Origin of the sequence: Pedobacter soli, assembly GCF_900101435.1 — a bacterium.
Taxonomy (GTDB): Bacteria; Bacteroidota; Bacteroidia; order Sphingobacteriales; family Sphingobacteriaceae; genus Pedobacter; species Pedobacter soli.
The window spans coordinates 565,759-592,287 of record NZ_FMZH01000001.1; the positions used below are offsets into that span (position 1 = coordinate 565,759).

A 26,529-nucleotide genomic window follows, 5' to 3' on the forward strand; every position below is an offset into this window, starting at 1 on the left:
GATGAAAAATAACCTGATTTATATCACATTAATCATCTGTTTCTGCTTTACAGGATGTTCGAAAGCACAGCTTGATGAAATTAATACCGATACCACCAAAATTCCGGAGAAAGATTACGATCCGAACGAACTGCTTTCTACTGCACAACTCAAATATGCCAACATTGGCTATTATCAACTAGTTTACCAAAGCACCATGATGCAGCTGCTGGCTTCGACCTATTTCTACTACAACAACGGAGACAAATACATTAACGTTGCCAATTTTACCGATTACCAGGGGCGTATTTTCGAAGAAGGTTATTTGCAACTCTCCGTAGTACGCGAAATGCAACGTTTAGCGAGCCTTAAAAACCAGGAAACCAATAGCAACCTCATTAACATTGGCGATATTATGGCCATCCTGATTTTGCAGCGCATAACCGATACTTACGGCGATGTACCCTATTTTGATGCTGCGAAAGCCATGCAGGGCATTAAATATCCGCGTTACGATAAGCAGGAAGATATTTATGATGCCATGCTAACCGATCTGGAAAAAGCCATTCAAAATCTCGATCCGCAGAAACCTAAACCTACTGCCGATCTTTTTTATAAAGGTGATATCCTGAAATGGAAAAAACTGGGTTACTCTATTTTGCTACGCATGGCCATGCGTTTAACCAAGGTTAACCCAGAAAAGGCTAAAATGTGGGCCGAAAAATGTGCTGGCAATACTTTTGCCGATATTAGTGATAATGCCATTATTGTTACCGACGCGTCGTCTTTTAACAGTCAAAATGGAACTTCGCTGGCTTTAAGAACCTTTTCTGATTACAGGGAAGTGCGCTGGAGCAAAACGCTGATCGATCAGCTCCGTAAAACCAATGATCCCCGTTTAGGGGTTATTGGCGAAGTGCCCCAACCCGGACTAGCTAATAATGCCGATCAGAAATTATCGGGCAATAGCGATCCTGCGGTTCAGTTGGGTCTGCCCAATGGCCTCGACCTGCAGGAAGGGCCAACAGATGTGCGCAACTCTATCGGTTACCCGGGTGGTACGGGTACAGGAGCTGATTTTGCTCCATTGGGAAAGTATTCGCGACCTAAAACAGCATTGTACCTTAAACTGGGTGGTCCGATTTTTATCATGACCTATGCCGAAACAGAACTTTTACTGGCCGAAGCCAAAGTAAGGGGCTGGAACATACCTACCTCGGCCACAACGCATTATGCAAACGGCGTTACAGCAGCACTCCAATCACTGGCACAGTTAGATCCTACGGGAAAAATACCACAGGGGACAATTGACAGTTATGTTTCGCTTAATCCTTTGGATGAAAGCAATATGCAAAACAGTTTGAATGCCATTAATACTCAATATTGGCTGGCTACCGGCACCAATTTTAACTTTATCGAATCGTGGTTAAACTGGAAACGAAGTGGTTATCCGGTCCTTACACCAGTAAATTATCCAGGCAATACCACCAATGCAACCATTCCACGGCGAATGATTTACCTTTCGACAGAGATTTTAAATAACACCAACAACTATAAAGAAGCCGTGAGCCGTTTAAACGGAGGCGACATTTTAACCGCCCGGGTATGGTGGGATAAATAAATTTAACATTTGAGATATTAAACCATAAGGTTGTTCTGTAGTCAGACTTATTGTATTAACAGATTACCTATGGATTACATGTTAAATTGGAGGAAGCAGAAACAGGAAAATATAGCGGAGGATAGCGAAGATAAGCAGGAAAACAGTGAGTTTAAACCGATGATTATTTTTATCCTGGTAATTTCTGCTTTACTAATTGCGGGGCTTTTGTTGCGGTAAACGCTCCCTGGCTTAACCATGTTAGGGAAATTAAGTTTTATCTGTATTTTGCGAAAGTCCTTCGACAAGCTCAGGATGACAGGGTTATTGTTTAACCACATAAGAGATATAAGGGCATCTGAGTAGCGAAATCCATATTAAGCATCCAGACTTCCAACTCCTGGCTTCTGACTTTTTTAACCACCTCAGACACCTAAGAGCACCTGAGTAGCCAAAATGCTATTAAATGCCCAGACTTCCGACTCCGGACATCTGACTTCGGACTTTTTCCGTACCTTTCGCCCATGCCTGCTGTACCGCATTTTCCAATCCTCGATATCAACGAATTTTCGCCTGACCAAAACCTGGGGAGTGATTTGCTGTACCATTATATTGAAGGTGAAAGACATATCGAAAAGCCCCATAAACATGATTTTTTTCTGTTTATGCTTTTTGAGCAAGGGACCGGAAACCATAGCATCGATTTTGTAGATCACCCGGTTGAGCAATACCAGTTACACCTGCTTTTTCCGGAGCAGATACACAAATGGGATTTGGGGCCCGATACGGTTGCCCATCAGATTATGATTAACCGGCAAATGTTTGAAACGCTGGCCAGCTCGCTACGGTTTTCGTTAATGCTGTACCAAAATTATCCGGTAATTAAACTCAGCAAGGCAACATTTGAGCAAATTTTATACGAAACTAAACAAGTAAAAACCGAACTGGAGGCCACAAACAGCTTAGCAGAAATGCTTATCACCCGGCTCAGGCTTATTGCTTTAATGATTAGTCGCGAGGCAGAAACCATTTTTAACAAACAAACCGTTTACCAAAGCAAACCGGTGCTGTTCAAATACCTGGGGTTGATAGATAAGCATTATAAAAGCGAAAAACTTGTTTCTTATTACGCCGATCAGCTGAACATTTCTGCTAACTACCTCAATATTCTGTGCCAAAAGCATTTTCATGTTTCGGCTACTGCATTAATCCATGAAAGGCTAATTCTCGAAACCAAACGGATATTACTCACTACCGAAAAACCCATCAAGGCTATAGCTTTTGAGCTAGGCTTTTACGATTTAGCTTATTTTTCTAAATTCTTTAAAAAGTATACCAGGAGTACGCCGAAGCAGTTTAGGGAACAATAGAAAGGTAAACCCAATCACACCTTATCAATTACCAACAACCAATAAACAATTTTCAGCCGGTTTTGTGAATATGTAAAATTTAGACTATGGGTGTGACCAATGAACGAATGGCTAATGAACCAATCATGAATTACACCTTACAACCTCACCAAATACACAACAAACAATCTTCAAAAGCATACACTTTTAATAAATGGTACAATTTTTAAGATAAATATTACGCTAATAAAAATCAGCGGTGTGTTATGTTTGTATTTCAGATTTTAACCACTATGATTCCACAATCCATCACCCGAAAAAACTTTATTAAAAGCTCTTCTATTTTATTGGCCAGTAGCTGCTTGCTTGCTGCCGGAGAGGCCGATGCTACTGAAAATTCGCTTAGCAAACCTGCTGGTAAAAACTATACTTTAAAAAATGTAAGGCTCGAAACTGGTTTTGAATATGATGGCGAAGATGTGATTCATACCAAAACTGAGCTGTTTACTGTTGAGATTGAAGACGGTAAGATAAAAAATATTGCGCCAAACCAGCCCAATGCAAAAGCTATAGATGCCAAAGGTTGGTTAATGCTGCCTGCTTTTAAGGATATGCACATCCACCTAGATAAAACTTATTATGGTTTACCGTGGCAGGCCCATCTGAAAAAGAACAAGAGTGTAAAAGATATGATTGCCTTTGAGCAGCAAATCATCCCGGATTTGTTAAAAACCTCTGTTACGCGTACCGAAAAGCTGATCGAACTCCTGCAATCATACGGAACAGGTTATGCACGTTCGCATGTAAATATTGAGCCTACTTCAAAACTCGACTCTTTAAAGCACCTCCAAACGGCTCTTGAACATAAAAAAGATTCGTTTGAGGCAGAGTTGGTTGCTTTTCCGCAACATGGGCTTTACTATACGCAATCGACCGAGCTGATGAAAGAGGCAGCTAAAATGGATATCGATTTTATTGGCGGTCTTGATCCTACCAGTATTGATGGCGGCATAGAAAAACACATGGATTTTGTGATTCAACTCGCACTCGATCATGGCAAAGGAATTGATATCCACCTGCACGAATCGGGCGATCCGGGTATTAAAACCATCGAATACCTGATTGCCAAGGTAATGGAAAACCCTGTATTGAAAGGTAAAACCTTCGTAAGTCATGCTTTTGCTTTACGTTACCTGGATAAAGCCAAAACAGAAGAAATTGCCGAAAAAATAGGCGCAGCTAAGATGGGAATTGCCTCTACCATTCCAATGACGGGCACTCCGATGCCGATCCCAACGCTTTATAAATATGGTGTAGATGTTGTGGCAGGGAATGATTGTATTGTAGACCATTGGAGCACTTTTGGTACGGGCAGTATTTTACAAAAAGCAAATGTTGCAGCGCAGGTTTATGGTTACCGCACTGAATTTGATCTTTCGCGTATTTTAAAACTGGCTACAGGTAATATTTTGCCATTAAGCGATAAAGGCGACAGGCAATGGCCAAAAGCAGGCGATAAAGCCAATGTGGTATTGGTAGATGCCAGTTGCTCTGCTGAAGCGGTTTCGCGGGTTTCGCCGGTTAAATCTCTGATTCAGGGAGGGAAAGTGGTGTTTTAGCGGTAATGACCAAGTACTAATAATCAATTACCAATGACCAATACTCAATAGCCTATGATCAATTGAACCAATGAACTAATGACCAATGAACTAATGACCAATGACCAATGAACCAATGACCAATAATCAATGATTAAACTAAATTTAGAATTGGGCGTTGCGCATCAGTTAACCAGTTTAAACAATTAACCGGTTAAACTAGTTAACAGTTGGCAGTTGGTAGTTATCAGTTTGTATAAAATTACCAATAATCAAATTGCAATAACCAAATGGGTGCGTAGAAATAGATTGCCACGCTGGCAAAAAAGCCAGCTAGCAATGACGACTGAGGTACAGGTATAGTGGCTTGAATGGGTTAAAGTAATAATTGTTCGCGGGAGATTTTGATCAGCTCGAGTACATTTTTTACACCGAACTTCTGCATCAGGTTTCTGCGGTGAGTTTCGATGGTTAAGGGGCTTACAAAAAGTAAATCGGCCATCGCCACTGTGGTTTTACCTTCTTCAATTAGTTTTAAAATCTGTTTTTCGCGTTTGGTGATTTTTGGTCTTGCGCCCAGTTCGTTAACAGATGGCTTCAGCATAATGGCTTTTACTTCTTTGCTAAAAGCCATTTCGCCATTTAAACAATCTTTAATGCCGTTAATAATCTCATCAATTGGTGCATTTTTAAGCAGATAACCAGAGGCTCCGTTTTGCAACATTTGCATCATCAGCATCCTTTCCGTATGGTTACTTAAAGCCAGCACATCACATTGTGGTAAAAGCGACTTTATTTTTAAACAAAGGTCTACCCCATTTACATCGGGCAGCGAAATATCCAGAATAACAATATCGGCCTGGTTTTGCGTTAAAAAGGCCAATCCTGCCAGGCCAGAAGCAAAAGTGCCAATTACCTCAAAATCTTCTTCCCTTGCCAACAGGCTCTCCAATCCGGCTGATACTAATGGGTGGTCATCTATAATTATAATTCTGGTCTTTCTTACAGTATCAAACATCAAGCTCTATATTAATGGTAGTGCCCTCGTTTATGGTCGATGCAATATCGAAGCGCCCATTAAAATACTCTACACGCTTTCTGATATTGGCCAATCCGAGGCCATTTTTGAGGTTACTGCTTTTCACATCAAAACCTTTGCCATTATCTTCGGCTGTGATGTAAAAACGATGTTGGTTTTCGCTGCATTGCAATAAAATTTCGGTTGCTCCGGCATGTTTTAAGATATTGGCCAGGATTTCCTGCACAATCCGGTATATGCTAATTTGTTGCGACAGGCCAATCTCTTTACTGATATTAATGGCTTGAAAATCAACTTCCAGATCGCGATCCATTACACTTTCACAGAGCTCTTTCAAGGCAGCTTCCAAACCATAATTTAGCAGTGTTTGCGGCATCATGTTACGCGCAATGTTTCTCAGCTCATTTACCGACCCATCTAACTGGCTGATAATGCGTTGTAATTCAAAATCCTGTGTTTCCATATTTTTATTATACTTTGCCCAGCTTAATAAATTAATTTTTACACCTGCCAGCATTCCGCCTAATCCATCGTGCAAATCGCGGGCTACCCGATTGCGCTCATTTTCTTCGGCATCGAGCATGGCCCGGGTAACTTCTATCTGTTGTTTTTGTGCCAGCTCGGTAGCCTGCTGTTTCAGGTTTATTTCGCGTTGCAGGGCCAGTTTTTTATAACTCCGGTAATAAAAGAAAATAAAACCTGTAAGCACCAGTAACAAAACAATAGTCGCCGTAAGCAACCAGTTGGCTAAACGCTGGTTTTTTAAGGTGAGCAGGTTTTGTTTCTTTTCGGCACTTAAACCGGCAATTTTTTTCTGGTTTTCGGCTGCGTGGTATTTAATTTCGAGCGTATTGATATCGCTTTTCAGCTTACTTTCATTTATACTGTCGCTTAACCCTTTACTTTTTTTGAGCCAGTTATAAGCCTCATTCATGTTACCGGTTGCCTGATAAAAATCAGATAGCTTATTGAACGTAATCAGCCGGTTATCAGCCAGTGCATGGATTTCCTTTTGTCCGGCCAGGTGCAGCAACAAGCGCTCTGCCTCCGCATATTTATGTTGGGCAAATAACACATCGTAGCGGTTAAAAGCCAGCGCTTGCACAGTATATTGATCTTCGATTTTAGTAGCCAGTTCGGTACCCTTTTCAATATTAATCAGCGCAGCATCGTATTGTTTGATGGCAATGAGGTGCCAGCTCAAAACTTCGTGATATTTAAGCCAGAAAATTTCCATGTTGGAATGCGAAACCACACCGGCCGATTTATTGAGCACCGCTTTGGCCAGATCGAGGTACCTTTTTGTTTGTGCAACATTATCCAGGTGGTAATAACTTTCGGCAGTGGTGAGGTAAGCATTTACCAGTAAATAAAACTGACCTGGAGGTGTGTGCTGAAAATATTTGATGCCCGCTTCCGAATACTTTACCGCCTTATCAAACTGATCCAGGTTCATAAAAATGGTAGAGATAGAGATATATTCGGTACCGAGCTGTATATTATCTCCTCCTTTCTCAGAGAGCGGAAGCACCCGTTTAACCAGTATTTCAAGCGTAGCTTTTAAATCGTCTTTATGCTGCTGTAATAAGGCGTAGTTATGCCACAGCATGGCACGCTGCTTATAAGCACGTTTAGTAGTGAAGCCCGCGAACTCCTGATCAGCCTTTAAATAATTGCTTTCGGCTTTTGCAGGGTATTTTGCTGCATAATAATCTGCCAGCAGGTAATAATAACGTCCCCTTAAGTAACGATAAGGCTGCCCGTATTTAATCCCTTTGTTTAAGTAACCAATTGTTTTAGCCGAATCGCGATCTACCCAATAATCAGAAAGCGTAAAATAAAGTTCGGCCCGCACACTATCAGATTTAGTGTTAACTGCCAGCCGGTTCAGGCTATCGAGGTATTTTTTATCCTGTGCCGGTAATTGCGCAGCTAGGTGGAGGCTGAAAAACAGAAAAGCAATCAGCCAGCTTATTCTTCTCATGCGCATAAAATTGCAGCCTTTAAATGGCAAACTAAAATTTCATTAAAAAATACAGGAATACCAGTAGAAAAAAATACTGTTTTATGTCGATTGATGTGTTTTTGCCTATTGCCTTACTTTGTATCGATAAGTATAATTACTGTAAACATTACCATTTGATTAACAATTAAAAACAAAAACCCATGAAAATCCAGAGAAAAATAACACAGTTTGCATTGGCCATGATAGCTGTAACTGTACTCTTCTCGTGTAAAAAGAAAAGTGATGATCCGGCAGCAAATGGCGGGAAAAAGGCAAAAATTACCATTACCCTATCAAGCGATTTTAAAAAAGCAGAAGGCGATTATTTTGATGTAGATGTTGCCGCTGGTCGCTCAGATGGTTCATCAATTGACTGGCTGGTAAACGGAGTAACCAAAAAAGGTACCGTAATTACCGTAGGTACCGATGATTTTAACGGCGGTAAAACCATTGTATTAGAATCGGCCAGTAATTTATTTGCGGGCAGTGTTCAGTTTGGTGGTTTCGAATTCGGTGCAACTCCTTTTACAGTTGATTATAAAATCGAAGTAGATGGTAAAGTAATTGACCAGGGCACAGAAAGAATTGTAAAAGACAGAAGCCCTGTTTACACCAAATCATACCAGCTTTAATATTTAAGCGCTTTCATATGAGCCGGTTCATTAAAAATGAACCGGTTTTTTTGTGTTGTTAGTTGTAATTCTTCGACTGCTCAAAATTCCCAGCTAATAATTCACATAACTTTCTTCAAAAGTTCCATCGGCAAAAAGATCAATCAGGCCATAACCCGGTGCAGTTTCCCTTCTATTTCCTTTCCACCAGGCACCCGATACGGCACCATTACACAAATAGGTAACTCCATTATAAACTACTTTATCGCGCATGTGCAGGTGACCACTTAAGCAAAGTTTTACATTGGGATGCTGATAAAAAAGATTAATGATTTTGGCGGTATCGGTATGCATATCTCCGCCAAGCATGGTCCACTTATTTACAATATCATCTTCTATCATGAGTAAAGCCGTAAGTATGGGGATATGCGACATGACCAACACAGGAGTTTCTTTCGGCGTGGCCTTTAACTCTTCACTCAACCAGTTAAACTGCTCCTCGCCCAGTTTGCCAATGTACCAGGTATTGTCGATATCCAGATGGGTGCTATCTAACACAATAAACTTCCAACCTGCTTTTAAAAAGCTATAGTAAGGTTTGGCTAGTTGAAGCTTATCCATTGCGTATTTTTTACCGTAAAAGGCATCGCTTTTGCTGTTTTCATTCCACCAGATATCATGGTTACCCAGGCAGTATTGGGTTTGGATATTCGATTCGTTTTTCACGGTATCCATAAACAATTTCCACTGGTCGTTTATTGTACTGATATTCTCTTTATTCATGTCGAATACCATATCTCCCCCATTTAAAACCAGGTTTACTTTTGGCGAATGTTGCTGGAGGTGGTGCAGGCATTTGCTGAACTTTTGTGGCGCACCAAAATCGTTCTTTAAATGAATATCGGTTATATGTGCTACACGTAAAACTGGTTTCTGCTCCGCTACTGTTACTGCAGTACTTATTGATGGTAGTAGTAAAAGTCCTCCTATATTTCTTAATGCTGTTCTTCTTTGCATGTATGTTGTTTTTGAATGCGGCAAATTTAAGTTTCGAATGTGTATTGAATGTTAATTCGAGATCGGTTTAGGCTAAAATAGCCACAGAGACTCAGAAAAACATTATTTTGTGTGCTTTGTGCCTTTGTGGTAAAAAACTATATAGAACCACCAAGACACAAAAGCACAAAGAAGTATAAAAAACCCTTCCGTGAGTTCAGTGAATCCTCGCCTGAACGGCTGGGCAGGCGTGGCAACCTATAAGAAAATAGCCACAGAGACTCAGAAAGCACTGAAAAACAATACTTTGTGTAATTTCTATTGGTACCAGAGACCCTGAAATAAATCCGATAGCTATCGGATCAGGGTGACGATCGTACTATAGTGTATGAACTAATAGCTCGCGGGCTTTTCCAAACGCGTGCGTAATTCGTATTGCGCCTTTAACGCAAAAAAGCGTTGCAGCTTTACTTGCAACGCTTTTCTAAATAAATGATAATGCTATTTTAATTGATAAGCCTTAATAATCTTATCAAAAATGGTATTGTTTGGATATACGCCCATAAAAGCTTTAGCTCCCGGCCCATAAGCAAATACAGGCACCATAATATTGGTATGATCGTCTGTACTGAAATTACCCCTCACCATTCCTTTTTGGTAGGAAGCATCGAGCAACGACAATCCACCGGTTTCATGATCGGCAGTAACAATAACCAGTGTTTCACCATCCTGGTCGGCAAATTTAAGCGCCTCGCCTACTAAACGGTCAAAATCCTGTTGTTCGGTTACGGCAAACGGCAAATCGTTGGCATGACCGCCATGATCAATTTGTGCCCCTTCAGCCATAATAAAGAAACCTTTTGGGTTAGCAGCAAGCAGTTGAATCGTTTTCTGCAGTGAAGTTTGCAGCATGTTGCCTCTGCCATCCAACACTTTTCGGGTAGCCGAATCGGCCAAAAGCACCAGTTGTTTACCGGTTTTAGCAGTTGCAAATTCATCCAGTGTAGAACGGTAGCTGTATCCTTTTTGCGCCAGCTTATCCATTAACCCGGCATCGGTATTGGCAGTAAAGCTTTTGCGGTTAGATCCTACCAAAATATCTACATGGCTGTTTTGCAAATCGGCAGCAATCTCCTTGCTCATGGTTCTTTCTATTTGCTGTGCGTAAAAAGCAGCAGGCGTGGCATCGGTAATGTCGCCGCTGCTAATAATACCGCTTTTTATCCCAAACCGGGCCAAAGTATCCGGAATACGGGTTAGTTTACGCCCCTGGGCATCTAAACTGATGTAACGGTTATTGGTTTTATGGCCGGTGGCCATAGCCGTAGCGCCCGCAGCAGAATCGGTAAAATCAGAATTCGCGGCTTCGGTACGTGAAAAACCAATGTGTTTCAGGTTAACCAAATTGGATAGGCCAAAGTTAGCACTAAGTCCTGCCTGAATCTGAGCCAGCCCCATACCATCGCCAATTAAAAGGATTACATTTTTGGCCTTTTTGGGAGCGCCATCACTTTTATAGTTAGGCTGATAAGGGACATAAGCCTTAGGACTTGTGTATTCCAGTTTAGGACGGTTCTGGTAAAAAGATTTTAAAGCATCAGGATGATCAGTTCCAATCCAATCAACGCCTATACGTTCCAGTTCTTTCCAGGTATTCGGACTATCTTTGGTATTCCAGAAGCGGAAAGGTTTACCCATTTGATGCACCTTAGCCACTACAGCTGTGAGTTTTTGCAAATCTGGTGGTGTTGGCGTGCCTTTACCATTCCAAACGGTATAATGCGCCAGATCTTGGCTAATCATGGCTATGCGCGCCAGTTGAGCAGCATTATACGTTTTATCCGGCCGGCCATCAAAAGAAATGATTTCAGCATAATCGTTAAAATGATCGGCAGCAGGCACATCACCACTAATTACCAGTTTAATGGCATCGGGGTTTTGTTGCCAATCGAACAGGCTACCGTAAGCTTTTACCATTTCGATCAGTTTACTAAGGGCATGCTCGTGGTCTTCTTTAATGTCGATTACGAGCTGAAGCCGTTTTTTTGCATCGGGATAAGGGTGATTACCATTTTCTTTGTACAATGCCGCCAGCGGATCGAGATACAATTTCTGCAAGGTGCGCCCGGGTTTAATTTCCGAGCGCTCGTGTGCAACAAATAATTCGCCATCACGATAAAATATATCGGCCTCAATAGAGCCCATACCCGCATAATAAGCGGTTAACAATGGGATTTGCTGTTTATAATCGTTGTGGCTGTGTGCCTGGTTAGCGGTTAGTTTTTGCTGCGCATAAAGCGGCTGAAAGCTTAAACCAACGATGCCCAGCAGGCACACTAAACTAAGTCTTTTTACCATCCTGCGTTTTGTTTAATCGTTCCCGCACTGTTATCAATCTCCCTTTGCGGAACTGCCCATACATCGTGCACCTGTGGATTGAAACTTCTGGCTGGCCAGATTACAGTTCCATCAAAATCGTGCAAAGGTTTGGCGTAAGTAGCCTGTGCATCGCCCCAACGTACCAGATCACGGTGACGGTCTGCCCATTCTCCGGCCAACTCATTGCGCCTTTCGCGTTTCAAATCATCAATCGTCATACCCGATTTGGTAGCAAGTCCTGCCCTTACCCTGATTTTATTCAGTTCGGTATCACCAGCACCTGCACCGCTTAAATTAATTGCGGCCTCGGCTTTAATTAACAGTACCTCTGCATAACGCATTAAAGGTACGTTTAAATCGGTTGTTCCGTTATCACCATTCGGGTTAACGTGCGTAGGGATTGGATTGGCATAAGAGAAAGGCTCCATGTATTTTTTAAACTGGTAGTTTGATGTTGCCCCTGCATCTTTGGTAAAGCTACGTTCGCTGCCAAAAAACATAAACTTATCGCCCGGCTTTAGAATGGTAGCCTCACGACGCTGATCGCCTGCTTCGTACGAATCGTAAAGCTCTTTGGTAGGCAGGTAATACCCCCAGCCATTGTAAATACCCCAGGCTTTATTGGTTAACATTACACCAGGCAATTTACTACCCCAACCGGTACCACCACCACTTGGTGTACAAACTACCGACCAGATGTATTCTTTAGACCAGTTATTTGAGGCTTTAAATACATCGGCAAAGCCGGTCATAATTAAATCATGCTGACCAGATGTAATAACCATATCGGCATATTTTGCAGCATTGGCATAATCTTTTTTATACAAATATACCTTTGACAGATAAGCCCATGCAGCAGTTTTATGCGCCTTACCGTAATCGGTTGCTTTCATATCTTTAAAATACGGCAGGTTATCGGCAGCTTTTAACAGGAGCCCGATAATGTAATCGTAATTTTCATTTACATTTTTGGCACGCGGTACAGCAACAGCCGGATCAGCATCAGGTGTTACAATCGGTACACCGGCTTTATCGTTACCGTAGTTTGCTGCCAGCTGGAAATAAACCAAACCAGCGTTAAAATAAGCATCGCCAATAATTTGTTTTTTAAGCGTTTCATCCATGTTAATGCCAGGCACATTGGTAATGATGTCGTTAGCCCTTTTAATAATGGCGTAACGCATGCTCCACTGCGTTTCAGTGTAGCCACCGCCTATGTAACTCCGGTTAAAGTTTTTAATATTATCGGCCTCAGGCTTATTACGGCCGGTTACCATATCGTCGCTGGCATTGATAAACCAGAACATACCACGGCCATAATAATCTTCTTCATTGTATTTTTCGAACATGCCGGCTTCTGCTTTAATGGCATCTTCTTTGGTTTTCCAGAAGTTTTGTGCCGACGGCGAACCCTCAGGTACGATATCGAGCTGTTTGGTGCACGAGGCAAAAAGGGTTGCGGCAACTACTGCCAGGTATTTTATATTCGTTTTCATTTTTGTGTGAGATTAAAGATTAACACTTAAACCAAGGATAAAGCTTCTGGCTTGCGGGTAACGGCCTACATCTAAACCATTGTTGTCCATCCCGATTTCAGGGTCGAAACCTGAATAGTTGGTAATGGTAAACAAGTTATTGGCAGTTGCATATACCCTGATAGCACCTGTTCTCAGTTTACTGGTTAATTGTTTTGGCAAGCTATAACCCAGGGTTACGTTACGGATACGCAGGTAAGAGCCATCTTCGATGTAAAAATCAGAGGCATTAAAGTTACCATTGCTATCGCTAGTTGAGATAATTGGCACTTTGCCACCCGGGTTTTCCGGCGACCATGCATCTAAAATACCAACCAGTTTATTGTAAGATGGTCCGCTGGCACTGTAAGTAGTTCTTTTTACGGCGTTGAAAAGCTTATTGCCCTGAACACCTTGTGCAAAAATGTTAAAGTCGAAGTTTTTATAGCTGGCGTTAAAGCTTAATCCATAAGAAAAATCAGGGTAAGCACTACCTGCGAAATAACGGTCTTTGCTATCAATTGAGCCATTGCCATCTAAATCGGCAAATTTGAAATCACCAGCTTTTGCATTGGGCTGTATTTTTTGTCCGCTGGCGTTTTTATAGTTATCAGCTTCGGCCTGCGACTGGAAAATCCCTTCGGTTTTTAATACATAATAGCTGTAAAGCGGTTGACCAACATTGATTGAAAGTGGTGCAAGCTCGTTACGGAAATTGGTACCTACTGCAATATTCTGCAATCCATCACCCAGGTTAATTACTTTGTTGTTTATTTTAGTAAGTGTTGCATTAACCGAATAGGTAAAAGCTGCATTTTTATCGCTGTTATAAGTTAAGCCTAATTCAATCCCTTTATCTCTAACTTTACCAGCATTAATGGTTTGCGTACCTAAACCTGCTGTACCCGGAAGTGTACGGGTTAAAATCATCTTATCAATATCTTTAATAAAATAATCGGCTACTAAACTTAACCTGTTTAGTACGGTAACATCCAACCCGAAGTTAGTTTGTTTACTTTCTGCCCATGTTAAGCCAGGATTGGCCAATATGGTAGATACATAACCTGTTTGTAAGGTTGGCGTTTGCCCGAAATAACTTTGAGTTGCCGCCAGTAAAGGATTAACAGCCGATTGCGGAAGACTACCCAGGTTACCTAATATACCATAGCTACCTCTTAATTTCAATTCGTTTAACCAACTTGTATTTTTAAGAAAATCTTCTTTAGTGATTAACCATCCTGCCGAAGCTGAAACATAATTGCGGGTCCTGTTATCTTTTGATAATAAGGATACCCCATCACGGCGACCGATTAACGATAAAAGGTATTTTTCGTCATAGTTATAGTTGGCCCTTAAAAACAATGAAGACACTGCATTGGCATTATAATAACTTGATGAAGGCTGGATAACGGTTGCGTTAGCCAGGTAGCGATACTGTGGCGATTCATCATCAAAACCTGCCCCCGAAGTACTCAATCCGCTATTTTTTGTTTTTTGGAAAGTATATCCACCGGTAGCATCTAAGCTGTGCTTACCGAAAGTTTCTTTATAACTCAAAACTTGCTCGGTAAGAAAATCGGTCGATTGATCGCTGCTTTGCTGCAGGCTATTGCTCAAAACCGGTTTACCTACTTCAGGTCTTTTAGGCGTAAAACTCTTATAGCTGGCATCTCTTTTGGTAATGCTCAGGTTTGACCGGAAAGTTAAACCTTTGGCCAGTTTAAGGGTAACGTAAGGATTAACCACCAATACATTAACCGGGTTATTTACATCAATACGCTGTAATTCGGCAACAGGGTTAATGATATCGCCGTAATCGCCCGCATACTGACCGCCTGGTAAACCTGCAAAACTACCATCGGCATTATAAGGCGTACCATTGGTTGGATAATAAATGGCTGATAAAAGCGCACCGGTATAATCGCTGCTGGTATTGGCACCATTACCATTGGTACTGCTGTATGATAAGTTCTCGCCCACTTTTAACCAGGGTGCAAGCTCATGCTCAGAATTAATCCTGAAGTTGTAACGCTGGGTTTTGGTATTTAACACAATACCTTCTGCGTTGCGGTAATTGAAACTCAGGTAAAAGTTCGATTTTTCATTTCCACCGTTTATGGCTGCGTTATAATCCTGCAACAAGCCATCTCTAAACACCTCATCCATCCAGTTGGTACGCGTAACCTGTCCGTCAGGGTATTTACTCGCATCAAAAGCTGGTAATATAGTGGTACCACCATTTTTAGCTGCTGTTGCAGCTACCTGTGCACGTTGCTGGGCATTTAAAGGCTCTAATTTTCTCCAGGCACTTTGCTGACCTAATTTGGCATCAAAGCTGATCTGCATTTTACCGCTCTTTCCTTTTTTAGTGGTGATTAAAACCACACCGCCCGATGCACGTGCACCATAAATGGCAGCTGCCGCATCCTTTAACACTGAAATCGACTCGATATCATTCGGGTTAAGTTGTGGGGTACCTAAAAAGATCGATCCGTCAATTACATACAATACACTCTCCCCGTTAAGTCCGCCAGATCCACGGATATTAATACGCGGCGTAGACGTTGGATCGCCCCCTTCGTTGGTTACAATTACGCCCGGCGATTTACCTGCAAGCACATCGCCAACACTGTTTACCGAACGTGATGATAATTTATCTAACGAAACCACACTCACGGCACCGGTTAAAGTTTCTTTCTTTTGCGTACCGTAACCTATTACCACTACCTCACCAAGGTTCGATCGTTCTTCGATTAACGTAACATTAATTACCGGATTCTCGCCTACGGTTACTTCCTTAGTGCGGTAACCGATCATAGAGAAAGAAAGCACGGTTTGCGCACTGGCTTCGATCCTGAAAGCACCATTGGCATCGGTAATGGTACCGCTTTGTGTACCTACAACTTTTACCGAAACACCCGGAAGTGTAAGCCCGGTCGAATCTTTTACCACACCGGTAATAATGCGATCTGGTTTATTAAAAGTAATATTATTGAGGATAACGTAATCGCCCTTTTCTACTACACTCAGGCCTAACTTATCTAAAAGTGAACGTACAGGTTCCATTTTAAATTCGCCGCTAACTAAAGTATTTCTTTCCTGAAGCAGATCAGGATTGTACACGAAACTTAAACCCGATGCGGCTTCTATTTCTTTTACAATTTCGTTAAGCCTGCGGCCTTTACTAATTTTTAGGGTTACACTACTTTTTTCGAGGCGTTGGGCCATGCCCGCCGATGCCAGCAGTGAACTGCAGAAGATGCAGATGATTGAAAATGTTAAGCATGAATATTTCATGATCCGAATAAGGGGTGATGTCCTCTTGGCTGAGGTTGTTTCCATTTGTTTGATTGATTGTATTGTTTAAAATGTGTTTTAAATTATTTCTGGCCTGAACATAGTTGCAAACCAGCATGCTGTTGGTTTTATGTATTCATTATGGATATATTTTAAATGTTTTATGGTTTTTAGCGGCACTGAACCGGATGTGGTGCAGGCTGCACAGGATATCGAGAATTTCTTCGGGCCGTTGTTTGCTCGTAAAGCTGGCGCGACATTTCAACTTTTCAATAGTTTTATCGGCCAACACTACTTTAATACCGTAGATATAACCGATTTTGCGTGCAACCTCAGCCAGTGTTTCTCCATCAAAGCTGATTTTGACATATTCTTCATGTTTGGCTTCGTGAATCGCCGTACTGCCGTTGCTTTTATTGTATTCGAGTTGCTGCCCCTTAACCAGTGTGCCAAGCAATTGCTGTTGTTTACTAATAGCCACCTTACCCGTTGCCACCGTAATTTTAACCTTGGGATGATTGGCATAGGCACTCACCCTGAATGAAGTACCCAATACCTTAACATCGAGACCAGATTTAACCTGTACAGTAAATGGCCGGTTCTCTTCGTGTGCTACCGAGAAAAAGGCTTCACCCTCTATCAGCGAAATTTTACGGCTATTGCTGGCAAATTGTTTGGGATAAACCACCCGTGCCGAAGGACCCAACGTAATTTCAGAGCCATCGCTCAATAAGATTGTTTTTTGCTCACCGGCTTTGGTGGTCATTACTACCAATGCCTGAACCGGAGCTGTATTGTTTAATTTCCAGATCCCAAAACCAATAGAAATTACTACTGCCAGTAATGCCGCTACACGCCACCACATTGTCCGCATAAATAATTTACGGGTTTTGGTTTCGCTGTTCATCGCTGCCCTGAGGTTAAGCAGCATTTCTTCGCCAATGGCGGCTTTACGGTCAACAGGTAAACGGAGTTCTTCCTTTTGCAAAAGGTTGTACCATTCTTCTACCTGTCTGGCCTCTACCGGATCAGCGTTTCCGTCTAAATATTTTTGCAGCAATTGCTTTGCCTGTTCTTCTGTCATTTGATTAGATGTCAATCCAAATGCAAAAGGGTACTAACCAAAGATGTTATGAGTAGGTTAAGTTTTGGTTAAGTACCTGAGGTAATTAATTGCTTAAGATGGTTAACCGCTTGAGATGGTTAACTGTTGAAACTGGTTAATCGGTTAATTGCCTGGGGTGCTTAATCGGTTAACCATTTAAATTGGTTAATTGTAGCGTATGGAGTAAAAAGATCTGCTTTGGGATCGAGCAGTTAACCAGTTTAATCGATTTAAACAGTTAACCAAATAGAAAGACTAGAAACAAAATATAAGAAAGGTTTTTTCTTAAAATTTTCATCGCTGCCGTAATCTGGTTTTTTACAGTTTGAACGGATACATCGAGCTCGCTGGCGATTTCTTTAATCGTTTTATCTTCTTTGCGACTCATAGCAATAACCAGTCGCATGCGGTCGGGCAGTTGTGCCAAGGCCTGCTCCACTTCCCTGTCGGCATCTTGCCTGATGAGTTCCGAATCGGCCGCAGCGGTATGCTTCCCTTCCATTAAAAGGGCGAATTCTGTCTGGTGCCCATCGCGCATGGCTACCGACCTGAAATGGTTAATTATGCGGTATTTTACTGCGCCATGCAGATAAGCACCCAGTTCGCCCTGTATTTCGATAGTTTTACGGTTTTGCCAAAGGGTGATAAAGATCTCCTGAACAATATCCTGTGCGATATCTTCGTCGCCAATCCTTTTAAATGCAGCATCGAAAACCGATTCCCAATGGGCATGGTAAATCTGCTCCATGGCCTGGCGGTTATCTTCTTTCAGCGATAAGAACAGTGTATTACTCAAGGGTGCAGGTTTTACCCGGCAAAACTACCAGCCCTATATTCAGTTAATATTAATAAATCTTAAACACTGCGGTTTGGTTAGTTATAGTGGTTCGTGCAGACACCCATTAAGATTGCCAGTCAAGCTGGCAATGACGGTTAGTGCTAAATAGATCGCAAAAGATGTGCTTCGTAACAGGTCGTCACCCTGAACTTCCGCCCGGCGGATATTCAGCAGGACAATCGACTTTAATTAAAACGCCTATGCCGTCACCTTGAACTTGTTTCAGGGTCTCTTACTCCCCTGGCATACTAAATAATACGCCTTTATCAAATGAGATGCTGAAACAAGTTCAGCATGACGATCCTCTTTCCTTGTATTTATGGACAACATTATTAAAATAATGATACCAACCTATAACTCATCCTATTTTGATGATAGCACCATTATTCCAAATTTTGCCTCATCAAATTCAAAACAACATCAAAATGGAATATAGAAAATTAGGAAATACAGATTTAGCCCTATCAGCTATCGCCTACGGTGCATTTGCAATAGGCGGCACCATGTGGGGTGGTAACGAGAAAAAAGACTCTATTGAAGCCATTCATGCTGCAATTGATCAGGGTATTACCACTTTAGATACCGCCCCTTTTTATGGTTATGGCCTTAGCGAAGAACTCATTGGTGAAGCCCTGAAAGGAAAAGATCGCAGCAAAGTGCAGGTTTTAACCAAATTCGGACTGGTTTGGGATGGCAGCAACAACGGGAAAGGCGAGCATTTTTTTGATATGCAGGAAGATGGCAAAACCATTCCCATCTATAAATTCTCTTCTAAAGCCAATATCATTAAGGAAGTAGAAGAATCGCTTAAACGCCTGAATACCGATTACATTGATCTTTTACAACAACATTGGCCTGATGCCACTACCCCAATTGACGAAACCATGGAAGCCACGGAGGCGCTGATTAAAGCCGGAAAAATCCGCGCAGCAGGTTTATCAAATGCGGCTGTTGAGTTAATGAAAGATGCCAGCAAAACATTTACTCCGGCTTCGAACCAGGTTTATTATAGTATGTTACACCGCTACATTGAGCAGGAATTGGTGCCCTATGCTATCGAAAATAAAATCGGTTTGCTGGCTTATAGCCCAATGGAACGCGGTCTTTTATCAGGCAAGTATTTCGAAAATAATCAGTTAAAAGCCGATGATCATAGAAACGGGTATTTCAGTCAGTTCGACCTTAAAAAAATAGAAAGCTTTTTGGCCGGTATCCGCCCCATTGCTGAAGCGAAAAATGCCACTTTAGCACAGCTGGTATTGCGCTGGACTACCTTACAAAAAGGCATTACCACCGTACTTGCAGGTGCCAGGAATGCAGAACAAGCTATAGCCAATGCACAGGCCATGCAGTTTGATCTTACAACTGAAGAGCTTGCATTTATTGCAACGGAGCTGGATAAGTTTTAATGCTGGTTACTATATAAAACAATCGTCATTGCGAGGAGGAACGACGAAGCAATCTTACAACGAACGCTAGTTGAAATGAAATTGCTGCTTTTACCTACCTAAAGTAGTAAGATTGCTTCGTACCTCGCAATGACGATCCCGGAGGGGCTGTCATTACAGGATGACAAGTTAAGGGCTTATAATTAAAGAACAGCCTTATTTTACTTTGATTTGTTGCCACCTACGGTGGGAAGCTTTCAAAGTAACTATGATTTATTGCCACCCATGGTGGGGAGCTTTCAAAGTAACAATGATTCTCTGCCACCCATGGTGGGAAGCTTTCAAAGTAACAATGATTCTCTGCCACCTATGGTGGGGAACTTTCATTGAATTTTACTAGGTATAAAAATGCCCCCATAAAGTGTTTAACTTTTTGGGGGCATTGTACTTAAAGATTTGGCTCTTTTTTTTATGATTTGGCTTTGGCCTTATCAATCATCATGCTTAGCTCATCAACAGCGGCCTCATTGCTGCCATCAAAACCGGTTAGCTTAAACCTGATGTTGCCATTAGCATCAATTACAAATTTGGCTGGGATACCATTTACCTTATAACTGCTTACTACTTTGTTTACCTTGGTTTCGGCATCTTTAACATCCATCAATACTTCGAACGAGTATTTCATGCCTTTAATGTAATCGGCAGCATCTTTAACCGGATCGGCTACTTTTTCCCAGGTATGGATGAAAAGGAATTTCACATTATCATCGTCCTTGAATTTGTTTACCGCCATTTGCATTGCCGGGAAAGAGGCCTTGCACGGACCGCACCAGGTTGCCCAGAAATCGAGGATTACAATTTTACCTTTATAATCGGCCAGTGAAACCTGTTTGCCATTTAAGTCAGTTAAAGTAAAAGCCGGAGCTTGTTCATTCACCATATCTTTGGTTAACTGTTTGCCCAGGTTTTCCAAATATGCCTTTCTGATGGCAGCGGCATACGCATCGAAACCACTTTCACTACCTTTTACTTTTACATAAAGTTTTTTGAAATCGGCAGCCATTTCCGGTGATGCTTTACCTGCTTTAACCACTTCTTCCAGTTTATCGTAAGCTTCCTGGTTTCTGTTAAGTCCCATTAAAATTTGCGCATAGCGGTAGTTTAAGCCGGGACTTAAGCTAGTCGATTTTTTATAGGCAAGTTCCGAGTACTTCAATGCCTCGGCATATTTTTTCCTTTCGAATAAAATATTGGCATAGGTACTGGTTAAGCCAGGGTAACCTGAGGCTGAAAATTTGGCCCAATTCTCATTGCCTTTTTTTCCATCCGTATACGAAAAGGCATTATCCATACCTTTTTTGGCATAAATTTCGGCATTGGCTAAATCGCCGTTTTTGTAAAAGGCATTGGTAATACCCGAATAAGCATTGCCTTTCCAGAAATCAACTTCAAGCATATTGGCATATTCATTGGCTTTCGCTACATTTTTTTCGGCGGCAAATTTACCGGCAATCATGGCCCTTTGATAATCGTAAGCCAGGCGATCGTCTACCTTGGTATTCTCATACATGGTTGGTGGAAACTTCTTAATCCAGGCTTTGTAAGCAGCTTCGGCTTCGGCGGCAGTTTTAAGCTGGTAAAAATCTTTCGAAGCAGCATTTCTGGCCTGTGTACCCAAAGGAAAACGCGTAGCGATGTCGCTATAAATGGCTTCCGATTTTTTAACATCGCCTATGCGATAATAATAATTGGCTGCTGTTATAACTTCCTTTTCGGTCTTAGCAGCCGATAAATCGGCTAATTTGGTTCTTAACAAAGTTTTATCGGCCGAATCTTTTGAAGCTACCAGTTTATCCAGGTATTTAACCAGGGTATCGGCTGGTTTAGTGTTTTGTGCCTGTGCCGCATTTATGGCAACTACCGATAACAGTACCGAGCAGGCGGTTTTTAATAATTTCATGAGGTTTTATATTTTAATTTTTTTTTAAAAAAAGCTAGAGATTTTCTTCTCGCAATTAGAACACGTCATTGCGAGAAGGCCTTTTCGGCCGACGAAGCAATCTTTATAGCAAGGATCGCTAGCAGTAAAGATTGCTTCGTCGTTCCTTCTCGCAATGACGTCCATCTTTATTAATTATACCCAGGATTTTGAGTCAGTTTATTATTCAGCAAAATCTGATCAGCACCAATCGGCAGTAATTGCGCAGTGGTTTTCCAGGTTGGTTTTAAGACACCTAAGACGGCATCAGCAGTTCCCGTACGTTTTAAATCGAACCAGCGGTTGGCATACTCACCAAAAAGTTCGAGTTTGCGTTCTTTGGCAATAGCCGTTAACAAGGCGCTTTGCGTGGCAGCCGTAGTATTTCCCAAACCTGCCCGGGTGCGAATCACGTTGATATCATCCTGCGCACCACCGATATTCGATTGCTGTGCCCTGGCTTCTGCCCTGATCAGATACTGTTCGCCTAAGCGCAATAACACGGTATATTCGTTACCCAAGGTAGCTGCTGTAGCAGTTTGTACCTTGTACTTATTAATCCGGTAGTATTTAACGGCATTAAAAGTGGTCGAATCAACCCACGAAGTTTTACGGTTATCGTTTAGTTCGAAATCTTTGGTAAAGTTGTTATATAACACATAAGCCGGCGGTGCTACGTTAGCAGCAGAACTGGTTGTTCGGTACGTGCTAAAAGCCGATGCACCAAATAAAGTTGACAATTGCAAAATGGTTTCGCTGCTGGTATTGATAAAAGCATTAGATAAAGTGGCCATGCTATAAGTGCCCGAGCCGATTACTTTGGTGGCTTCGGCTTCGGCATTTGCATACTCTTTGTTGTACAGGTAAACCTTAGCCAGCAATGCGGTTGCCGCCCATTTGTTTACCCTAACCTTTAATGCTGCACTACTACCCACATAAGTAGCAGGCAACAGGTTTTGTGCATCTTTTAAATCGCTAAACACTTGTGCATAAACCTCTGCAACTGTTGCCCTTGGTTTAAAAGCATTATCCAGTTCGGTTACTTCAGAAGTAATGGGCACACCACCATAAAAATTTACAAGGTTAAAATACATTAGTGCCCTGAAAAATTTAGCTTCACCACTTAACTGGTTTTTTACGGGGGTAGTCATTCCGGTAGAACGACCAATACCATCCAAAATCAGATTGCAATAGCGGATGGTTTGATAAGCATAGCCCCATACATTATTTGTAGCGACAGTATTGGTTGGTACCACTACATTTTGCGAGAACTGTATTAAATCGGCATTTGATTCCGTATTCTGCAGCTCATCGGCCAGTAAACCACCCAATCGGGTACTAAAACGTAAATGATCAAGTGTTGAATAATAAGAGTATAGCGATAAAGTAGCACTGGTAGCCGAATTATCTGTATTAAAAGCATCTTCTTTGGCGATAAGGTTATTGGCCAGATCGGCTTCAACAAACTTTTTGCACGACGACATTGCCATTAAAACCAAGCCCAATGCCATTATTTTTTTGAAAAATATAGAGTTAATTTTCATGATTTCCTTGATTAAAATGAACAGTTTAAACCGAATACAATGGTACGCACCTGCGGAAAAGCAATGTATTGCCCTGTACCCAAACCAGGTCCTGTGCCCGGTAAAGTAGTTTCAGGATCGTAAGTATATTTCTGTTTTGCCCAGGTATACAGGTTTTGGCCTTGTACATAAACACTCAGGTTAGACAGTTTTAATTTACTGGCCATTGCTTTAGGGAAAGTATAGTTCAGACTTACCGTTTTCAATTTTACGTAAGATGCATCACCCCAGTTGATATCTGATGAAGTTAAGTTTCCGTAAGAGGGGTCGTTAACTGTTGAAGCAGCCGGGAAAAGCGCTACATCACCCACAGCACCCCAGCGATCTAATAAAGCGGTACTCATGTTGGTATAGTTAAAACCAGCCGGGCTAGAACTTAAAGTCGAATTTAATACGCCGTAACGGTGATTGTACTGGAACATAAAATCGAGTGCAAAACCTTTATAGCTCAAACTATTGTTCATACCGGCAAAATAAGGGTGACCGTAATAGCCCACGTATCTGTCGCCTGCAAAACTAATGCTGCCATCGCCGTTTAAATCCTGGTAAGTTGGCAAGCCTGTAGCCGGGTTAACCCCGGTGTATTTATAAAACTTCCGGATATCGGTTGGCTGGCCGATAATGTAAGAACTGGCATAAAAAGTATTCTCCAGGTTATCAAAAGCCAGTAATTTATTGCGGCTGATGGTTAAATTCAGGTTAGTATTCCACTTAAAATCACCTGCAATTACGTTAATGGTGTTCAATTCAAATTCAAAACCTTTGGTTTGTACCGTAGCATTTAAATTGGCGGTATAACCGGTTGAACCTGTTTGCGATGGAATGGTAATGAAGTTTAACAGGTTAGAAACGCGGTTGCGGTAATAATCCGCTTTCAGCAAAATCCTGTCGTTTAAGAATCCCAATTCTACGGCAATATCCAGTTTCTTGTTGGTTTCCCACTTTAAATCGGGGTTTTGAATATTGGAAGGAATATAGGTGCTGGTACCATCGTAGTTGTAACTTGATCCAGCTGACGAATAAAGGGATAGGTATCCGTAATTCGGGATCTGATCGTTACCGGTAATACCATAACTCGCCCTTAATTTACCAAAGCTTAAAAAGCTCAGGTCTTTCATAAAATCTTCCTGGCTAAAAATCCAAGAAGCGCCTACTGCACCAAAATCACCAAATTTGTTATTCCCACCAAAGCGTGATGAACCATCTCTTCTGTATGTTCCATCAACAATATATTTACCTTTCCAGTTATAGTTTAACCGGCTAAAAAAAGCAGTATAACTATAAGTGGCATCGGCATTGTAACTGGTAACCACAGCCGACGCACCTGCCAACGAGTTAATCAGGTTTTCGTTATTATAGCCTGTACCGGTTAAAAAGATTCCGGTTGCTTTGGTACGCTGAAAAGTGGTACCGATTAAAGCTTCCAGGCTACCTTCACCAATTTTGGTGGTGTACACTGCCTGTGGCTCAATAATGTAATTGTTGTTATCGTTATCGGTATACCTTAACGAGCTTACCTGTGCAGTGGCCGGGTTTTGCGAACTGGCCGGATTAATTTGTTGCTGCTTTAAACGGGTTGAAGTATAACCCAAATTGGCTTTAACCACCAAACCATCGATAATGCGGTACGAAAGGTTTACATTACTGAACAAGTTAGTGGTTTGTGCATTGGTTGTTTTCGGGTTGTAAGAAAGTGGACTCGTAGCGGTCCAGTTTACACTGCCGTTGGCGTTGTACAAAGGATAGTTTGGTGCCAGGTTGTAAATGGTACTTAAATCGGTAGATGGCAACAGGTTTTTCATGTAGGTATAGTTTACAGAACCATCGATGTTAAAACGCCCATCACTGCTTTTATGCCCCGCGTTTAACCTGCTCGAAAAGGTGGTGGAACCAAAATCGCCTTCAAAAACAGTACTTTGTTTACGATAGGTTGAAGAAAACAGGAAAGAATTTTGCGCATTACCTCCCGAAACTGATCCGGTAGCATTAGTGGTATGGCCGGTATGGCCGATGAAATATTTCTGCCAGTCGGTATAGGCATTTTGATCCCATACGGTTAAATCCAGGGCATTTGCGGCTGTTGGCGTAACGCCGGAACGTGCAAAAGCAGCCTTGCGGGTAGCCAGATATTCCTGCGTATTCATCATCGGAATATAATTGGCCACATTGGTTACCCCTGAGTTTACGTTGAAATTAAAAGCTGTTTTACCTTTGCTGCCTTTTTTGGTGGTGATTAATACCACACCATTTGATCCACGTGAACCATAAATGGCCGTTGCATCGGCATCTTTCAGGATATCGATCCGCTCAATATCTTCAGGTGCAATGATGCTGAAAGGACTTACGCCACCGTTTGCAGCACTCACTCCGTTTGCGTTCAGGTTGTCGGTAGCGGGCTGGGCACCATTAAACAAAGTAAAAGGCACACCATCAATAATGTACAATGGAATATAACCTGCACCAGATACGCCCGTATATGCACCACGGATGTTCATCCGTGCACCAGCACCTGGCAAGCCGTTATCTTGCGTAATCTGCACACCGGCAATGCGTCCCTGTAAAGCCAGCAAAGGGTTTTCTACGGTTTGTTTACCAATTTCTTCGGCAGTGATCGAACTCACGGCACCGGTATTGTTGCGTTTGGTGGTGCTACCATAACCAATAATCTGCACCTGATCTAAAGAGGAAGCCGAAGGGCTTAATTTAATATCGAGCAAACTGGCTACACCGCTCTGTAACAGGCCGCGTGTTATTTTCAGTTCTTTGGTTTCGTAGCCGATGTAAGAAATAACCAGCACCTCATTTTCATCCAGATCGAGCACAAACGAGCCGGTTGATCCGCTTACGGCATACTTTTTACTGCCCTTAACGGTAATGGTTGCACCAACAAGCGGGGCATTGTTTTCATCTACAATCCGTCCGTTAAAGCGCGAAGACGTAAAAACCGAAGCTATTTTATCGATAAATGAGCGTTCCTGCTTCTTTATCAATACCGTATGCTGTTCAATGTTGTAGGTTAACTGCTGGTCTTTTAAAAGGTACTCGATTACCTCTTTGAGTGGCGTATTTTTAAAGTTTACGCTCACCTTTGCCGCATCGTTCAGCGTGCTGGTGGCGTACAATACCCTGTAGTTGGTTTGCTTTTCTATTTCTTTAAAAACCTGATCTACGGTTATGTTTTTAGCCGTATAGGTAAGTTTTTGAGAGAAACTACTGGCACTAACATGCATGAGTAAAGTCGTCATGATGATGATGGTGAGTTTCATAATT

The 26,529-nt window shown here is 41.9% G+C and carries 17 protein-coding genes; 6 read left to right on the forward strand and 11 right to left on the reverse strand.

Features of this window, described 5'->3' with window-relative positions:
* The first annotated feature begins 1 nt into the window (after position 1).
* The 4 genes from BLR37_RS02280 (at position 2) to BLR37_RS02290 (ending at position 4,547) form a co-directional block, all read left to right on the forward strand.
* Entirely contained in the window at positions 2 to 1,600 is a 1,599-nt protein-coding gene (locus BLR37_RS02280) for a SusD/RagB family nutrient-binding outer membrane lipoprotein (protein WP_090764028.1), read from the forward strand.
* Positions 1,601 to 1,669: 69 nt separating this feature from the next.
* Entirely contained in the window at positions 1,670 to 1,819 is a 150-nt protein-coding gene (locus BLR37_RS25210) for a hypothetical protein (RefSeq protein WP_167356535.1), read from the forward strand.
* A 284-nt stretch (positions 1,820 to 2,103) separates the two neighbouring features.
* Positions 2,104 to 2,949, forward strand: a complete 846-nt coding sequence (locus BLR37_RS02285; protein WP_090764031.1) for a helix-turn-helix domain-containing protein — start codon at positions 2,104 to 2,106, stop codon at positions 2,947 to 2,949.
* Positions 2,950 to 3,221: 272 nt separating this feature from the next.
* Positions 3,222 to 4,547, forward strand: a complete 1,326-nt coding sequence (locus BLR37_RS02290; RefSeq protein WP_090764855.1) for an amidohydrolase — start codon at positions 3,222 to 3,224, stop codon at positions 4,545 to 4,547.
* A gap of 355 nt (positions 4,548 to 4,902) precedes the next feature.
* Here BLR37_RS02290 and BLR37_RS02295 read toward each other — a convergent pair whose 3' ends face one another.
* Positions 4,903 to 5,544: a response regulator gene (locus BLR37_RS02295; protein WP_090764036.1), complete on the reverse strand. Its 642-nt coding sequence runs from the start codon at positions 5,542 to 5,544 to the stop codon at positions 4,903 to 4,905.
* On the reverse strand, positions 5,537 to 7,549 hold the full coding sequence (locus BLR37_RS02300) for an ATP-binding protein (protein WP_167356536.1): 2,013 nt from the start codon (positions 7,547 to 7,549) through the stop codon (positions 5,537 to 5,539). The genes BLR37_RS02295 and BLR37_RS02300 overlap by 8 nt, the downstream gene beginning before the upstream one ends.
* Positions 7,550 to 7,731: 182 nt before the next feature.
* Between BLR37_RS02300 and BLR37_RS02305 the strand changes: the two genes are divergently transcribed.
* Positions 7,732 to 8,202, forward strand: a complete 471-nt coding sequence (locus BLR37_RS02305) for a hypothetical protein (RefSeq protein ID WP_090764042.1) — start codon at positions 7,732 to 7,734, stop codon at positions 8,200 to 8,202.
* 93 nt (positions 8,203 to 8,295) lie between these two features.
* Here BLR37_RS02305 and BLR37_RS02310 read toward each other — a convergent pair whose 3' ends face one another.
* From BLR37_RS02310 to BLR37_RS02335, 6 genes are all read right to left on the reverse strand, one after another.
* Positions 8,296 to 9,198, reverse strand: coding sequence for a metallophosphoesterase family protein (locus tag BLR37_RS02310; RefSeq protein ID WP_090764045.1), 903 nt, complete (start codon positions 9,196 to 9,198; stop codon positions 8,296 to 8,298).
* A 480-nt stretch (positions 9,199 to 9,678) separates the two neighbouring features.
* Positions 9,679 to 11,535, reverse strand: coding sequence for an alkaline phosphatase (locus tag BLR37_RS02315; RefSeq protein ID WP_244154574.1), 1,857 nt, complete (start codon positions 11,533 to 11,535; stop codon positions 9,679 to 9,681).
* On the reverse strand, positions 11,529 to 13,052 hold the full coding sequence (locus BLR37_RS02320; RefSeq protein WP_090764048.1) for a RagB/SusD family nutrient uptake outer membrane protein: 1,524 nt from the start codon (positions 13,050 to 13,052) through the stop codon (positions 11,529 to 11,531). Before BLR37_RS02320 ends, BLR37_RS02315 begins: the two co-directional genes overlap by 7 nt.
* Positions 13,053 to 13,064: 12 nt before the next feature.
* Positions 13,065 to 16,367 carry a SusC/RagA family TonB-linked outer membrane protein gene (locus BLR37_RS02325; protein ID WP_244154575.1) on the reverse strand — a complete coding sequence of 1,101 codons (3,303 nt, stop codon included), beginning with the start codon at positions 16,365 to 16,367 and terminating at the stop codon, positions 13,065 to 13,067.
* A 139-nt stretch (positions 16,368 to 16,506) separates the two neighbouring features.
* Positions 16,507 to 17,451, reverse strand: a complete 945-nt coding sequence (locus BLR37_RS02330; RefSeq protein WP_090764051.1) for a FecR family protein — start codon at positions 17,449 to 17,451, stop codon at positions 16,507 to 16,509.
* A 259-nt stretch (positions 17,452 to 17,710) separates the two neighbouring features.
* Positions 17,711 to 18,268 carry an RNA polymerase sigma-70 factor gene (locus tag BLR37_RS02335; protein WP_090764054.1) on the reverse strand — a complete coding sequence of 186 codons (558 nt, stop codon included), beginning with the start codon at positions 18,266 to 18,268 and terminating at the stop codon, positions 17,711 to 17,713.
* Positions 18,269 to 18,735: 467 nt separating this feature from the next.
* Between BLR37_RS02335 and BLR37_RS02340 the strand changes: the two genes are divergently transcribed.
* Complete coding sequence (locus BLR37_RS02340) at positions 18,736 to 19,719, forward strand: aldo/keto reductase (RefSeq protein WP_090764057.1); 984 nt, start codon at positions 18,736 to 18,738, stop codon at positions 19,717 to 19,719.
* 448 nt (positions 19,720 to 20,167) lie between these two features.
* Here the strand turns inward: BLR37_RS02340 and BLR37_RS02345 are convergent, their stop codons facing one another.
* From BLR37_RS02345 to BLR37_RS02355, 3 genes are all read right to left on the reverse strand, one after another.
* Positions 20,168 to 21,658: a redoxin domain-containing protein gene (locus tag BLR37_RS02345; RefSeq protein WP_090764059.1), complete on the reverse strand. Its 1,491-nt coding sequence runs from the start codon at positions 21,656 to 21,658 to the stop codon at positions 20,168 to 20,170.
* 170 nt (positions 21,659 to 21,828) lie between these two features.
* On the reverse strand, positions 21,829 to 23,220 hold the full coding sequence (locus BLR37_RS02350; protein WP_090764061.1) for a RagB/SusD family nutrient uptake outer membrane protein: 1,392 nt from the start codon (positions 23,218 to 23,220) through the stop codon (positions 21,829 to 21,831).
* A gap of 11 nt (positions 23,221 to 23,231) precedes the next feature.
* Entirely contained in the window at positions 23,232 to 26,525 is a 3,294-nt protein-coding gene (locus tag BLR37_RS02355) for a SusC/RagA family TonB-linked outer membrane protein (RefSeq protein WP_167356537.1), read from the reverse strand.
* Between the last annotated feature and the right edge of the window lie 4 nt (positions 26,526 to 26,529).